The following is a 15,502-nucleotide window of genomic DNA, read 5'->3' on the forward strand; positions in this document are numbered from 1 at the left end:
TCGAAGCCCATGCGAGGACTGTGACGGGCGAGTTGGACAATTGGCGGGCCGCTTTGTGACTTCCCCAAAATAGGCTTTGATGGGCTGTATAATGGGCGTAATCAGGTTCATGCCCATGAATTTTTTCAGGCTCTATCCGCTCAGTTTGATTCCAGTACCGTTCGTGATCTGTACGAATGGCGTGTACGCGTGCTTAATGGGATATTGCGCGGCATTTTTGTGATCTGGATGTTTGCTTTGGTGAGCGGGGTTAACAACGTGGTTGCTACATACAATCGTGAGGCAGAATTCTATGAGAATCCACTTGCGATTGCCGTTTTTGTTGTCTCTATTTATCTTGGTGCAACAGCCGTTCTTGTTTTTATTACATTTGATAATCGAACACTAAAATTTGAGCAGCGTGCAGGGCTTTTGCTTTTCCTTTTCTATATACTTGGCGTGCTAGGGATGGCGCTTTCATCTTTCAGCGGCGATGGACGCTTGTTCTTATTTACATTTATCATATTATCGGCCGTGTTTTTTGACCTGCGTTACAGCCTGCCCGCTTTTATTTTTACTTTTTTGACACTGGTAGTCATTGGCGGACTGCAAATTTCAGAGATTTTGGTTGTGCCTGCCGAAAGACAGATCAATGCCACAGACTCAGGCGCGTGGATAAGCGGTGGTATCGTTTTTCTTGTGCTGGGCATCGCCGCTTTGATTTCCATCTCCTATCTTTTACAGACGTTAAATGCCGGGTTGTCTGATTCTCGCGCCTCTTTGAATCGTGAACAGCGCCTGAGCCGCACACTGCGCACCATAAGCGATATCAATCAATTGATCGTCCGTGAACAGGATCAGGAAAAATTACTTTCTGAATCCTGTGAAAAGCTCATCTCCGGGCGCGGATATTCCTTCGCCTGGATCGGTCTATTGGAAGCCGATGGCGTCACACTTAAATTGGCGGCATCTGCCGGAGATGCGGTCGATTCCGAACCGTTTACGATAAGTATTAACGAGGAAGAGGCGAAATTCTCCTGCGCAACAATCGCAATTCGATCCCGTAAATATTTGAGAGTGGATGCTTCTGCTGATGTAGATCCATGTTTGATTTGCCCCCGCCGTGAGAAACATCCTGCGCGCTCTGCAATTTCTCTGCCGCTTTTGAGGGATGAACGCATATTTGGTGTTCTGGTTGTGGATCATGCGCTCGATGCTGAAATGTTCGATGATGAAGAGATCAAATTATTACAGGAACTGGCAGATGACCTGGCGTATGCGCTGGGAAATCTTGAGTCAGACAAGCGTCTGCAAATATACGCCCGTCATCAGGCGCTTTTGAATGAGATCACTCAGATCGCACTTGAAACTTCCGATTTTGACACCATGCTGCAAAGATTTATTGACGGTCTTGAAAAAGTAATGAACGCGGATGGATACTATATTGCGCTCTGGGATTCAGCGAGTCAATTGCCTGCGCAATTTTTCAGCTCAGCTTCACTTCGTGAAATTTTTTCATCCAACATTACCCTGGAAGCAGGCGATCGCATATTTAGTAAATCCATTCTTGAAAGCGGCCGCGCGTTGGTAGTGAACGACATTATGGATACGCCTTATATCAGCCCCCGCGTGGCTGCCTTGTTCCCGGCTCGTTCTGCATTGGGGTTGCCTTTGATCGCCAATAACCAGAAACTTGGAACGCTCGTGATGGGTTTTCGTGAAGCGCATATCTTTATGCCGGATGAAGTTGACTTGTGCGACTTAATATCCAAACAAATTGCGCTCGCCATTTTGAAGGCGCGCCTTGACTCTGCCACCCGCGAAAGGGCGGTTGAACTTGGGCGCATGTATGCCGCGGCACAGGATATGGCTTCCAGCATTATGGATCCGCCGGCTTTGTTGAATAAACTGGCACATCACATGGTCGAAGCGCTTGAAGCCACCAGCGGAAATATTATGTCGATTGATTTGTCTGTGTCTGTGATGCAAGTGTCTGCCGAATATTGGAGCAGTGCAGCCCTGCCCATGGAAAACCATTCTGATCTTGGTAAATTTTATTCCATCAGTGATTTTTCCACTGTTCTTAATGCCATGATCGCAGGGAAGATCATCACCCTGCATGCTGATTCTGAAAATCTGACGAAAGAGGAACGGGAACAGTTTGCAGAGTACGGTATTCAGTCCATGTTGTTTGTGCCCATTCTGGCGCATGGAAAGTTATTGGGCAATATTGAAATTTGGGAGAGCCGCAGAAAACGAGATTTTACGCTGGCTGAGATCCGCATGGCTCAGGCTATGGCGGGTCATGCGGCCAGTATTATTGAAAATGTGAAGTTGTTTGAGGCATTGGAACAGCGCGAGGCGTACTTCCGCGCACTCATTGAAAATTCTGCCGTCGGCGTTGCCATTTTGGATGAAAAGGCCATCGTCCGCTATATTGCTCCTTCAGAGGAGCAGTTGACCGGATATCCTCCCGATGAAATTATGGGAAAATCCGTGTTCCAATATATTGACCCGCAGGATCGTTCCCGTCTGTTGGAAACATTTACGGAGAGTGTGAAAACTCCGGGGGTGATCCGAACCGTTGAGTATCGCTTGCTGCGAAAGGATGGGGAGTGGCGCTATTTTGAAGCCACAGGTCATAATATGTTGAATGACCCGCATTTGCATGGTGTTGTTTTGAACTATCGTGACATCACGGAACGCAAACATCCAGAGCAGGCATTACGCGAAAATGAATCACGCCTTGAGGCGGTTATCACAACTGCCTTGAACGGTATTATCACTATCGATGCAGAACAACGCATCATACTTTTTAATCCATCTGCTGAAAGAATCTTTGGCTGTTCGGCCAGCGACGCGATCGGCCAAAGATTGGAAAAATTCATGCCGGAGCGTTTTCGTCACAAGCACGAGGATAATATTCGTCATTACGCTGATACAGGTATGTCAAGCCGCAATAAAGGATTGTTGGATACGTTATACGGTTTGCGAACCAATGGTGATGAATTTCCAATGGAAGGCTTTATTTCCCAGTCCCAGATAGACGGTCAGAGTTTTTTTACAGTTATTTTTCAAGACATTACCGAACGCAAACATGCTGAAGAGGAACTGCGGCGTCACGCGATGGAACTTGAAACGCTGGCCTCCGCCTCTTCTGCCTTGCGGACCGCGCAAAATGTGACGGAAATGGTTCCGATCCTTGCGCGGCAGGCTTTGCGCGCAGTCAACGCAGACTATGCATCCATCTTCCTGCTTGAACCAGAAACCGGTGAATTCGTCTCGCGCGGCTGGTATGCTGTAGATACTCCGTTTGATCTTCCCTCGCCGGAAGAATCGCTCCTGCGTCAATTTCCCAATCAAGGAATCACGGGCCGTATTGCATTAACCGGCGAAATTTATCTTACTGAGGATATTCAAAAAGACCCTATCATTTTAATTTTGGAAGGGGAGCGTGAGCGTCTTAAGCACGTGCATGGCGGTATATCGTTACCACTCCGCAATCAGGAAAAGATAATCGGTATCATGCATATCTGGTCTTTGACTCCCCGCATCTTTAATGAAACGGATATTCGCTTATTGATCGCCCTTGCAGAAACGACCAGCAGCGCCATTCATCGTTCCACCTTGTTTGAGCAAACACTTCAACATGCCGGTGAACTTGCCATGGCATACGACAATACACTCGCCGGCTGGGCGCGTGCCCTTGAACTGCGTGATGAAATTACCGAAGGCCACACACGCCGTGTTACCGAGTTAACCTTGAGTCTGGCGCGCGCGCTTGGTATTTCAGAAAGTGAAATCATTCATATCCGGCGCGGCGCGCTTTTACATGACATTGGAAAAATGGGAATTCCAGATTCCATTCTACACAAACCCGGCGCGTTCACTGTTCAGGAGCGTCTCATCATGGAACAGCACACACAATACGCGTACGATATGCTTTCGTCCATTCCATTTTACAGCCTGCGCTTGATATTCCATTTTGTCATCATGAACATTGGGACGGCAACGGATATCCACGCAAATTAAAAGGTGAACAAATTCCGCTCTCCGCCCGTATTTTTACAGTTGTCGATGTCTGGGATGCGCTTACTTCCGACCGCCCTTACCGCCCCGCGTGGTCAAAAGAAAAAACCCGTGAATATATAATCGAACGCGCGGGCAAACAATTTGACCCGCGCATTGTGGATGCATTTTTCCTGCTGGAAGTTTAGAATAAATTTTCGTCGCGGCGCATCAGGTCTTCGATGGTTTCCCGTCTTTGCATTAATTTGACCGCGCCATTTTCCAGCCACAAAACAGCCGGTTTGCGTGAGCCATTGTAATTGGACGACATGCTCAAGTGATACGCGCCCGCAGCAGGAATGGCAATCAATGCTCCGGGTTCGATCTTTGGCATCGGCAAATCCTCGATGACCACATCCCCTGACTCACAATAAGGTCCCGCAATGGACACCTTCTCGCTTCTTTCCGCGCCCGGGCTTGATACTGTTAAACAAGAGTATCTTGCTCCATACATTGCATGGCGCGGATTATCCGTCATGCCGCCATCGGTTAATACCCAAATTTTATCGCCGCGTTTTTTGATCGCCCCCACTCTATAAACAGCAACACCTGCCCGTGCCACCAAACTGCGGCCGGGTTCCAAATGCAAATGGGGGAGGGCAAGGTTGCGCGCTTTGCAGCCTTCAATGACATTCTCCGCGATCACACGCACATACTCATCAATATCCGGCTGTGGAAGTTCGTCCTCGTGATAGGCCACACCCCATCCGCCGCCCGGGCTAAAGTGCCAATCATCTGTCAGCCCGATTTCTTTGGCAAGATCAAGCCCCAGTTCAATCGCAGCCTTGAGCGGACTTGCATCACGGAAGTTGGAGCCTTGATGAAAATGAATGCCTTTTAACGGCAGGTTATTTATTTTACAAAATTGCGCGGCTTCCATGATCTCTTCACGGGTCATGCCAAATTTGCTGTCATGTTGACCGGTCTGTGTGTGTGCATGATGTGTTTCAACTGCAACCCCGGGTAAAAGGCGAAGCCAAAGATCAGGGAAGGTTAAGGAATGCATGGCGAATAATTCTGAGAGTCGTTTGAGCTCTGTTAAATTATCAACAACGATCGTACCTGCATATTGAATTGCCGATTCCAAATCCACTGTGGATTTATTCACGCCATGCACAAGCGTATGTTCACGCGGTACGCCGCCAGCCCGGGCGATGGCAATCTCTCCTTCACCGGTGCAATCAGCCCATAGGCCATGCAAATCCACCCATTGCGCGATGGCTTTACAAAAGTAGGCTTTTCCTGCATAGGTAACAGAAGCAGGTATCGGGTAGTGCGAAGCGAGCGCGGATTTATATCCGCCTGCCGCGTTGTCCATCGTCTCACGGTCGTAAAGATATAAAGGGGTTCCGTATGAATCCGCGAGCGTTGAGATCGAATGCCCGGCGATGGTCAGTGATTCATTTTCGATTTTGGCAGAGACGGGGAAGAGTTGTAAACGGTTCATTTATTTTTCACCTGCAACAAAGATTTGATTTTTGCCGAGCCGCTTCGCTGTTAATTCAGCCTGGTCAGCCGCGAGTAACAGGGTGGTCAGTGAATGTGCATCTTCTGGAAAGGTTGCGATCCCGATGCTCAATGTGTAACCAGAGATTCCTTTGTTCTGAATTGCAATTTCAGAGTCAGGCGCGCCGGCTTGTGCTGCGGCTAACAGACGTTTTGCAAATATCAACGCGCCGGTTTTGTTTGTGTTTGGCAGAATGATCGCGAATTCATCGCCGCCATAGCGCGCGGCAATATCGTATTTTCTTAGATTGTCGCGGATGAGATTGGCAGTTGCTTTAAGCCGTGTATCTCCTGCGGGGTGGCCCCATTTATCGTTGTAATCTTTGAATGAATCAATATCGAAAATGATCAGCGAGAGCGGAGTGTTGACGCGCATGGAGCGTTGTACTTCTGCGAGGAGCGCTTCTTCAAATGCGTGGCGATTCGAGAGGCCGCTGACGGCGTCTGTCATGGCGATGGCTTTTACCTGGGCGTGCAGACGGGCATTATCCACGGCCAGCGCGATCGGACTTGCAATGGTGATGAGCATATCCACATCTGCCTGTGTAAGCGGGGTGCTGGCGTTCCCCTCCACATTCAAGGTGCCGAGTACGGCGCTTTCTTTTAATAACGGAACACAGATCTCACTTGTTACATCATTTGCTGCCCGCAAAAAATTGGAGTTCTTGGTTACATCTTCGATAAATTGAGCTTTTTTTGTTTCGATTGTTTTTCCACTGACGCCCTGCTTGATGCTGATTTTATGGATCACCAGCTCTTCGGGATATCCGATCTGCGCGCCCAAATAAAGATGATCTTCCTTTAATTGGTAAATGCTGATGTGGGTATATCCAAAAGAACGCTTGAGAACTTTTACGACAGATTCAAAAATGACTTCCAATTCAAGCGAGTTGGAGATCACATCTGAAATGGATTGCACCGCAGACATGACCCGTAAATGTTCCTGTGTGCTGGCATAAAGCCTTGCCCGCTGAATTGAAGCGGATAATTGATTAGCAAGGGTTTCCATGGTTTGAACATCAGCCGCGCTGAAATCATCAGATCTGACGCTTTCAATATATAAAACCCCAAGTAGGTTTTTGTTGTTTAAGATCGCAATTCCCATTGCAGAACCGTGGCGCTTATCGGTTGAAAAATAATAAGGGTCATTGAAGATTTCATTGGCTACATAGGTTGTTCGCATTTTTGCTGTGTGCCCAATGATCCCTTCTCCCATTTTTTGCTGAAACCCGGGTCTGTATCCAAAATCCTGTGAACCATTGATCGCTGTGACTTTGAGTAGATTATCGTTGACCAATAGGGAGATCGCAGCCTCTGCGTAGCCAAACCGATCAACGACCGCGTCGATGGCTTTTTGTAATATTTCCTGTTCGTCAAAGCTGGCAGCGATCTGCCGGCCTACTTCTTCCAAAAGCCCAAGCTGGGCAGAGCGGCGGAATTCCTCTTCAAGCAGTTCCTGTTCCTGTGTGGTGTTATGGACGACAAGGACGCGCCCAAGGAAGGTCTTGTCGTCCTTGTATAATTTGGTGATCGTGGATTCAGACCATAAGTGCCTTCCGTTTTTATTTTGTTTTAGTTTTATTTTTGTGCTTAAAGTATTCCATTCCGTTTTGAATTTCTCTGGCTCCGGCAGAATATCAAAGATGGACAGACCGATCACTTCTTTATCTGTATCCAGCCATTTTTTCCAGCGAGGTTAATGTTGGTGATGATGTCCTGCTCATTTACGACCAGAATGGCATCGCGCAGGTTTTCAATGATCATGGGCGCGGCAATTGGGAAGAGATTAAGTAAACCAAAACGGAACAACGCAACGGCAAATAAAGGCGCTGAAAGCAGGAACGAGAGCGGAGTGGGGTCTATATTATTTGGAAAAATACCAGCCAGGAAGAATATATTGGGTGCTGCGGTGACAAACCCGCCTAATAACATCAGACTGGTTTGTTTGCGTAAATTCTTGGGCGAGCGCAAATACGCGGTAAGGTAGACGAGAATTCCGATTGCGATCAGCGTGTAGCAAATTATTGCATAAAACCAGAATGCAGGCCCATAAGTAAGCTGCAGCGGACCAAAATTGCCGTTCGCAGGCAGGCTCATTGTGCGCCAGATCAAATGATGTGATTCGTTGGAGAGTCCGAGTAAAAATAAAATACCGGCGGGAATTGTCAGAATAAAGATGCGTCCACGCGGTTTCACCATGGGTTCAGGCCTGTATATCTTAAAGCAAACCCAAGCCAGAGCGGCGCAGATGTGGTCATTCCAAGGTATAGAATTTTTCTGGAAAGGATCTTAAACGGAAGAGAGGGGATGCCGATCTCAAGAAAATAAAAAACCGCCCAGACCAGCATCGATAACATCATAAAGCCTAGTGTGCGCGAACCCGGCTTTTCCCATTCAAAAAGCGCGCGATAGGCGATACCGGCGATAAGGACAATCAATAGTCCAAGAAGAACGGAATAGATCAGTAAAAAGGTCAACATGAAAATTAAAGTTAATGTATTGACCCCGTAAAAGGAAATTTTATTTGCCGAAGAATAATTTCCACCATACCTCCCAGTTTTGCATTGGGGTGGGGAGGGGCATTGGGGTGGCAACGATCACAGGCGCGCTGCCGGGTTGCCCAACAGGAATAACGGGTTGATCGCCTTCCCGCACATAGTGGCCTTCCGTGCGTGCCCATTCCTCCACCGCTGCAGTTGACCCGGCATACGCCACCTGTGTTTTCAACGCCATCTGGGTTTGTATGGCTTGTGTGGCAACAGCGCGTACTTCTTCGCGCTGATCGTTTAAACGGTTTAACTCTTCAAGGCGTGTATTGAATTCGATCACAACCATGATCAGGAGAAACACACCCAGAAAGGTCGCTGCGCGTCTAAGATTAAGAGGAAGAGTTGGCATGGCTTTATCTTAATCGGAATTCCCCGCGTTGACAAGAAAAAATTTCTTTATGGTACAATCTTCTCCCGCAGAGCGTAGTACCCTTCGTTCTGACTCTCAAATAGAAAAGGGCTTAAAGAACATGAAAATCATGCTTGTTAAAGACGTTTACAAATTGGGGCGCGCCGGGGATATCAAGAAAGTGGCTGATGGTTATGGCCGCAACTTCCTCATTCCTCAGGGATTGGCCGTGCTCGCCACAGAAGGCGCATTAAAGCAGGTGCAGAAGATCAAGGCACAGGCTGAAGTCCGTCGCAGCTCACAAAATAACGAACTCAAGGGTCTTGCCGACCAGATCAAGGACGTAGTCCTCACTTTCGCTGCAAAAGCAGGCGATACCGGCAAACTCTACGGCTCCATCACTACACAGGATGTTGCCAGCGCGCTCACTGAAAAAGTCCGCTTTGAAGTGAAACGCCAGCAAGTGGATATTCAACCCATTCGCAACCTCGGTGAATTCGTCGCTCACATCCGCCTGACCATGGACCTGGTTCCTGAAATCAAGATCATCGTCCATCGTGAAGGGGAAAGCATTGAAAGCGCAACAGAACACGCCGAACCCGAAGCCGCTGAAAAGCCAAAGAAAAGCAAGGCAAAGAAGAAGCTGCTGCAGAAGAACCAGCCGCCACAGCCGAATAAGCAATATACAAACATCACCGGCGCAAGTCGGTGATGTTGTGTAATAGGCAGTAAAATATATTCATGTTTGCATCCATAGGCCAGCAATTAAAAAAAGAACGCGAAGCCCGTTTTCTGACACTTGAAAAAGCGTCAGCGGCCACGCGTATTCGCATTGTCTTTTTGCAGGCATTGGAGTCAGATGATTATTCTGTCATGCCGTCTGCGGCGCAGGGGCGCGGCTTTCTGCGCAACTATGCTGAGTATCTCGAATTAAATGTTGACGAGATGATCGCTGAAATTCAACGCAATATTCAGCCGGTTGAAGTCAGCGGACCTTTGCCTCAAGTGAATTTGGTTGAGACGGAGATTCCGCCATTGGTTGAAGTTGAGGATGAAAAACCGGCGCAGTCTTTCTTAAGCTCATTGTTGGGCCGCCGTCCGAAAGCAGAGTCAGCGCCTGAGGTGGAGATTCCCCAAGACCCCGCGCCCGCTGTGCTTGCAGTTGAAGTTGAACAGCCCAAGCCGCGCGGCAGGAAGAAAAAGAAAGCAGATGTTTTGGATGTGGTGGAAGAAATTTCACAGCCGGTGATTGTGGAACCTGTGGTGGAGATCAAAGCCGAAGAGCTGATTCAGCCGGTTGAGGCAGAGCAGGTTGAGGTTAAGAATGAAGCGGAGCCGGGTCTATTCTCAAAGCTCAGGTCCATCTTCCGATTCCGCTTTGAAAAAAAAGAACCACAACCAGAGTCTGAAATCCCTGTGATGGTTGAACCTGAGGCGCAGAAAAATATTCCGTCTCAGCCTGCTGATGTGATCTTTGCCGAGATCGGGCGGCAATTGCGCGAACGGCGCGAGTTGATCAGCCTGACGTTTGATGAAGTGGAGCGTCATACAAAATTGCGTGCGGCTTTTATTAAGGCATTGGAAGAGGGTGCGTTTGATAAATTACCGTCGCCGGTGCAGACGCGCGGTATGCTGGCAAACTACGCAACATTTCTTGATCTGAATACAGATACCATTTTGCTGCGTTTTGCAGATGGGCTGCAGGCGCGGCGTTATGAGAAATACGCAGAAACACCGCGTGAAAAAATTCAAACAGAAGTGATTACCTCCATGCCGTTTTTGCGGAGTTTTATTGCAGGTGATTTGATCTTCGGTATGGTGATGATCGCGATTTTGGCGGCGCTGGCGATCTGGGGTGTGGGGCGTGTGGTTAATTCTCAGGAAGAGTCGAATGTTGAAGTGACTGTGCCTGCGATTAATATATTGGACGGTACACCTTCACCAACAGCTACGCTGGATCTGACTGCTTTCCCTGCCGAGACTCCGCTGGTAGACGGCGCCACTACTTTGGAGGCGCTGCCGATCCCTGATGAGAATGCCAATGTGGTGGTCAGTATTTTCGCAGTGGAGCGGGCTTTTATCCGTGTTTCAGCGGATGGAGAGATTAAGTTTGAAGGACGCATTTCACCGCGTGAGACGAAGGTTTTTGATGCGGTGGATCAGGTGGTTATTTTGACCGGCAATGCCGCCGCGCTGCGCGTTACATATAACGGGCGCGATCTGGGTTTGATGGGCGGTATTGGGGAAGTGGTTAATCGAGTTTATTTGATCTCGGGGGTAGTGACGCCGACTGCGACCATTCCGCCGACGCCGACGAATACATTGCCAGTTACCGATACAGCGACTCCCCACGTCTACACCTACTTTTACCCCCACAGTTACGCCGCCTGCTGGTGGATAGTGACTGCAAAATAATTTTATAGTTAGGAAAATAAGATGTCAAAAAATACATTTCATTTGGTTTCACTTGGTTGTGCAAAAAACACAGTCGATTCTGATTCGATGGCGCAGTTGTTGCTGCGGGATGGTTATCTTTCAATGGACGATCCCGATCAGGCCGCTGTGTTGATCGTGAACACCTGCGGATTTATCGGTCCGGCGAAGGAAGAATCTTATCGTGTGTTGGGTGAACTTGCCAAATCAAAACATAGCGGGCAGGTGCTGATCGCGGCGGGCTGTCTGACACAGCGCTATGGTGTGGAAGTGGCGCAGAAGGTGCAGGGCATTGACGGTATTCTCGGCACGCGCCGCTGGATGGATATTGTGCAGGTGGTGCGCGAAGTGCGCAAGGGACCACGCCCTGAACCGCTCTATCATTTACCCGACGATGCAACTGTTGGTACGGATGAAAATAATGCGCTGCGTGTCAGTGTAGCCGGGGCGAGCGCATATCTCAAAGTGGCCGATGGCTGCCGACGCCCATGTGCATTTTGCGCCATTCCGCTGATCAAGGGCACGGCAGTTTCCCGTCCGGTTGAATCGATCATTAATGAAGCGCGTAAGTTACGCGACTCAGGTGTGCGTGAATTGGTGTTGATCGCACAGGATACAACCGACTATGGCCATGATCTGGGCATGAAAGATGGTCTTGCCATTTTGCTTGAGCAGTTGACCGATTCTGTGCCGGATATGGATTGGGTGCGTGTGATGTATGCCTATCCGGGGTATGTGACTGATCGTCTGATCGAAGTGATGGCAACCCGCAAGCAGATTCTGCCATATCTGGATATGCCGCTGCAACATGCGCATCATGACACTTTGTATCGCATGAAACGTCCGTCTAATATTGAATGGGTACATAAGACATTGGCGAAAATGCGTTCCACCATTTCCGATCTTTCCATTCGCACGACTTTTCTGGTGGGTTATCCGGGTGAGACGGATGAGGAATATCAAGCCTTGTATGATTTTGTGAAGGAGATCCGCTTTGACCGGGTGGGTGCGTTCCAGTTTTCGTTTGAGGCAGGGACAACTTCGGCGCCGCTGGGTGACCCCGTGCCTGCTGAAGTGAAGCAGGAGCGTTATGAGCGTTTGATGGAATTACAGCAGACGATTTCTTTGCAGGTCAATCAATCGTATGTAGGCAAGACTTTGGATGTGCTGGTTGAGGGCTTTGATAACGGCATTTCGATTGGTCGTTCCTATCGTGATGCACCTGAAATTGATGGTATGGTTTTCATTGAAGGACAGGCAAAGATCGGTGATATTGTGCCGGTGAGAATCGGTGGCGCAATGGCTTATGACCTAACCGGTGTGTTGGCGACTCAGCCGTTGATCAAGTTATAACGGCTGGTAGATTTAACCGTTCTTCGGCTCCGCTCGCATGGTCCCGATGATTTTTCGGGAGGATGTAGAATAAGTTGTCAAAAAATCCGCTGTCAACAAGACAGCGGATTTTTTGTTGTTTATGACGTTCTTGCAAAAGCAGTTGCGCCGAGGATCAATGCTGAGAGAATTAGATTTACCCTGAGCAGGATCAATTCGCGGCGTTGAAGTTTTGCCAGTTCGCCGGCATCTGCATTTTCTTTTTTCATCAATGTGCGATGGATGGCGGGCAACACTTCCCAGGTTTGAATGGCGCTGACAACTGCCATGATGGCGGCCAGACTATGTTTGATAAGAATGGACAATGACCATTGCGTGCTGAGAGAGAAAGCCGTCGTAATGCGGGCTGGTGCTTAGTTGAAATAAACCGGTTACCAATAGTAATCCCATGCAGAACCACGCAAGTGGTTCGAGTCTCTTTTGAACAGCGGCGATAAAGCTGAGTTGGTCGACCAGTTTCAAGGTCCGCTGTGATGCGGGGAGGACGAGCAGGTTGATGGCGGCGAGGCTTCCGATCCATGCGACGGTTGCGAGCATGTGCAGCCAGTAGATCAGCGCTATGATCCATGTGGGAGGGGTTGTCATATTTTATGGGCCGACAGTAGGCACATCGGTCGGGAGGATAACTTCGGTGGTGGGAAAAACCTCAAGTGTGGGTGTGGGCGGGTAGCATTGATTAAAAGCATCAGCCGAATTTCTTGCGGCGGTACTATCCAGATTGCCAATTGCTTGAGCGCTTTTATATATGTCATAGGCTTCACAGAACGCCTGACGATTATAAAGATCATCACCATAGCGCATGGATGCGATATATAAGCGTTCGGAGGCGGTCATTGTGCCGTCCCACATGGCAGGCCAGCCGTTGCCGACTTGATAGAAATAATCAACCGCCTGTTTCCAGTCCAATTCCCAGAAACTTGCGCCAATGATATACATGCGTGCGCCTTCGCGCAGTCCATTGGCGGTGTTGTCCAGGGGCCAAAGCGTTCGGCAAGCGTTAGTTGATAGATACCGCCTTCAAGATTGCCCTGTTGGGTGATCAGAGCGTAACCGTAATTGCGCAGAGCGAAATAATACATCCCGTCCACTTGCGCAGTTTTGTAGGTGTTATCCAGTTTGCGGATTGTATCCAGAGCGGCCAATGCGCCCGGCCAATCCTGTGCGTTGATAAGTTGTTGCGAGCGTTGATAGGCACTTTCGGCGCCGCTGAAATCGGGAGTGGCGGTTAGTGTGGGTGTGGTGGTGGGAGTGGGGATGACGCTAATGACCAATACTTCGGTTAGTTTTTGCTGTACACCCGGATAACTCGGGTCATTGGCAATGATGAATTCAAGGCGCTGAATCGCAGCTTCGTAGCGGCCGGATTCAATATCCACCAATGCGAATGTGTATTGTTCGGAAAGTTGTTTTGATACGATGTCGTATTCCGCCGCTTTGCGGTCACCGATGCCGGAGGAGTAGCCGCCGAATGCGCCCAGCCCGATCAACAGCAGAAAGCCGAGGATGCTAATAAGCATGGACTTCCAGCGTGTGGGTTTCTTCACGGGTTTAAACGGCTGTGTATCATCTTCTTTGATGGGTAGAGAAGGTTGTGTGCTTTCAATATTTTCAGACATAATAATTATTATACTTCCCTTTGAATTGCTCAAAAAACCACTTATTTTTGATTTATCAAATGATCCCCAAAGGTTTTAAAGACCTTTGGGGATAACTAAATTTTTATTTACAAATTAAAGATCTGTTTCGCATCAGACCAGACAATTGCCAGAGCAGCAAGTCCGCCGATGAACATGCCGATTAACGCAGTGACGATCGCCCCGCCGGGCAAATATAAAGCGATGAAATACGTGATCACGCCGCCGACCACAGCTGCAATCAGTCCCTTGAAAACCGCTCCGCCGACATGGATCGGTTCATGTGTGCGTTTGGACAGCCAGCCGAATAAAATGATGGCTTCTATTAAAAGCGTGATTTCTGCAAAGGCAATGACCGGCGCGCCGATCTCCCTGAAAAATATTAACCCTGCTGCGCCGATTCCTAAAAACATGATCAGACGCAGAATAACAGCGTATAACGGAAACATCGGTTCCTTGCGCGCATAAAACGAACGCGCCGCGATCTCGTGAATGGTGAAACCTGTCAGTGTCATTAAATAGGCGCGGGTTGTCCATGTGACCAGTGTGGAAGTGGCTTCATCGAAACCGAAGAATCCGCGCACCAGTGGATGAATCCCAGCCGACATGACTGCTGCGATGGGAATGGTGAGCGAGATCAAAACCCGCAGAGCGCGTTCTATCGTTGAGCGGAAACCTGCCCAGTCGCCGCGAGCCGCGAACTCTGAAAGTGTAGGCAGCATGGCTGTGGCAATCGCCGTACCGAGAATGGTCTCAGGTACTTGCATGATCATCCAGCCGTAGGTGAGTGAAGAGACTGCGCCTACTTGATCAAGCCGCGAAGCCAGATTATCACGTGCAAGCACAATGAATTGAATCCCGCCCATCGTAAGCAAGCGCGGCGCCATCAACTTCAACGCTTCGATCAACCCTATGTGACGTATGTCTAAAGATGGAGTCCAGCGGAAGCCAAACTTAAAAAGTGCGGGCAATTGAATCAGCAAATGAAACGCAGCGCCGAGGATCACACCATACACCAGCCCGCGAATACCGAAGCGCGGCACAAAATAGATCGCGCCGATGATCTGTCCCACATTGTATAAACTGGGTGCGAGCGCAGGAAAAATAAAATGTTGATTCGCTTGCAATGAAGCAGCCACCAGTCCGCTGACCGAAAAGATCACCGTGCCGATCAAATTGAGCCGCATCAACTCAGCCAGCAAGGTAAGTTGTTCATCACTAAAACCCGGCGCAATACCCAGCTTCGCAATTGGAACCGCAAAAATACTGATCACGATCGCAAAGGAAGTCGTTACCAGAAAGGCAACATTCGCCACCCGTGAAAACAAATCCCATGCGGCGGCGCGGTCTTTGGTGGTGAGATATTCCGTCAGCAAGGGAATGAACGCCATCGCCAGCGCGCCGCCGGAGATCAGCGCGAACAGCACATCCGGTAAATTATTTGCGGCGTTGAAGGTATCCAACAATTGCACGTCAGTGGAATACTGAGTTGTAATAATGCGCGTGCGATAAAAAGCGATCACCTTGTCGAATAGGAACAAAAACGCGATGGTCAGCGAATTACGGGTAAGGCGTGAAAGTTTATTCATTGA

General features: G+C 48.9%; 11 protein-coding genes and 2 pseudogenes. 4 read left to right on the top strand and 9 right to left on the bottom strand.

The genetic code is table 11. From position 1 onward, the window contains the following. Positions 1 to 189 precede the first annotated feature (189 nt). Positions 190 to 4,196: pseudogene (locus IPL71_RS16585) on the top strand (GAF domain-containing protein). Here the strand turns inward: IPL71_RS16585 and lysA are convergent. The 4 genes and pseudogenes from lysA to IPL71_RS16610 all read right to left on the bottom strand — a co-directional run bounded on the left by lysA (position 4,193) and on the right by IPL71_RS16610 (position 8,451). After that, positions 4,193 to 5,494: a diaminopimelate decarboxylase gene (gene lysA / locus IPL71_RS16590; RefSeq protein ID WP_345323546.1), complete on the bottom strand. Its 1,302-nt coding sequence runs from the start codon at positions 5,492 to 5,494 to the stop codon at positions 4,193 to 4,195. The pseudogene IPL71_RS16585 and the gene lysA sit on opposite strands and share 4 nt — an antisense overlap. Next, a complete protein-coding gene (locus tag IPL71_RS16595; RefSeq protein WP_345323548.1) occupies positions 5,495 to 7,213 on the bottom strand; it encodes a sensor domain-containing diguanylate cyclase in 1,719 nt (572 codons plus the stop codon). It abuts the gene before it with no gap. Further along, positions 7,210 to 8,033: pseudogene (locus IPL71_RS16600) on the bottom strand (histidine kinase N-terminal 7TM domain-containing protein). Before IPL71_RS16600 ends, IPL71_RS16595 begins: the two are co-directional and overlap by 4 nt. 40 nt (positions 8,034 to 8,073) lie before the next feature. After that, positions 8,074 to 8,451 (bottom strand): FtsB family cell division protein, encoded by a 378-nt coding sequence (locus IPL71_RS16610; RefSeq protein WP_345323554.1) that lies wholly within the window; start codon positions 8,449 to 8,451, stop codon positions 8,074 to 8,076. A 130-nt stretch (positions 8,452 to 8,581) separates the two neighbouring features. On the opposite strand from IPL71_RS16610, the gene rplI reads away from it, so the two are divergent. Genes rplI through rimO form a run of 3 tightly spaced genes read left to right on the top strand, consistent with a single transcriptional unit; the run spans position 8,582 to position 12,237 of the window. Next, complete coding sequence (gene rplI / locus IPL71_RS16615) at positions 8,582 to 9,163, top strand: 50S ribosomal protein L9 (RefSeq protein ID WP_345323556.1); 582 nt, start codon at positions 8,582 to 8,584, stop codon at positions 9,161 to 9,163. A 29-nt stretch (positions 9,164 to 9,192) separates the two neighbouring features. Next, complete coding sequence (locus tag IPL71_RS16620; RefSeq protein WP_345323558.1) at positions 9,193 to 10,866, top strand: helix-turn-helix domain-containing protein; 1,674 nt, start codon at positions 9,193 to 9,195, stop codon at positions 10,864 to 10,866. 21 nt (positions 10,867 to 10,887) lie between these two features. Continuing rightward, positions 10,888 to 12,237: a 30S ribosomal protein S12 methylthiotransferase RimO gene (gene rimO, locus IPL71_RS16625; protein WP_345323560.1), complete on the top strand. Its 1,350-nt coding sequence runs from the start codon at positions 10,888 to 10,890 to the stop codon at positions 12,235 to 12,237. Positions 12,238 to 12,356: 119 nt separating this feature from the next. Here rimO and IPL71_RS16630 read toward each other — a convergent pair whose 3' ends face one another. The 5 genes from IPL71_RS16630 to murJ form a co-directional block, all read right to left on the bottom strand. After that, positions 12,357 to 12,581, bottom strand: coding sequence for a hypothetical protein (locus tag IPL71_RS16630; RefSeq protein ID WP_345323561.1), 225 nt, complete (start codon positions 12,579 to 12,581; stop codon positions 12,357 to 12,359). Continuing rightward, positions 12,559 to 12,861, bottom strand: coding sequence for a hypothetical protein (locus tag IPL71_RS16635; protein WP_345323563.1), 303 nt, complete (start codon positions 12,859 to 12,861; stop codon positions 12,559 to 12,561). The genes IPL71_RS16630 and IPL71_RS16635 overlap by 23 nt, the downstream gene beginning before the upstream one ends. A 3-nt stretch (positions 12,862 to 12,864) precedes the next feature. Next, positions 12,865 to 13,125, bottom strand: a complete 261-nt coding sequence (locus IPL71_RS16640) for a hypothetical protein (protein ID WP_345323565.1) — start codon at positions 13,123 to 13,125, stop codon at positions 12,865 to 12,867. Further along, positions 13,107 to 13,892, bottom strand: coding sequence for a hypothetical protein (locus IPL71_RS16645; protein ID WP_345323567.1), 786 nt, complete (start codon positions 13,890 to 13,892; stop codon positions 13,107 to 13,109). Before IPL71_RS16645 ends, IPL71_RS16640 begins: the two co-directional genes overlap by 19 nt. Before the next feature lie 107 nt (positions 13,893 to 13,999). Further along, entirely contained in the window at positions 14,000 to 15,499 is a 1,500-nt protein-coding gene (gene murJ / locus IPL71_RS16650) for a murein biosynthesis integral membrane protein MurJ (RefSeq protein ID WP_345323569.1), read from the bottom strand. Positions 15,500 to 15,502 lie beyond the last annotated feature (3 nt).

The organism is Candidatus Villigracilis proximus (assembly GCF_016717045.1).
GTDB lineage: Bacteria > Chloroflexota > Anaerolineae > Anaerolineales > Villigracilaceae > Villigracilis > Villigracilis proximus.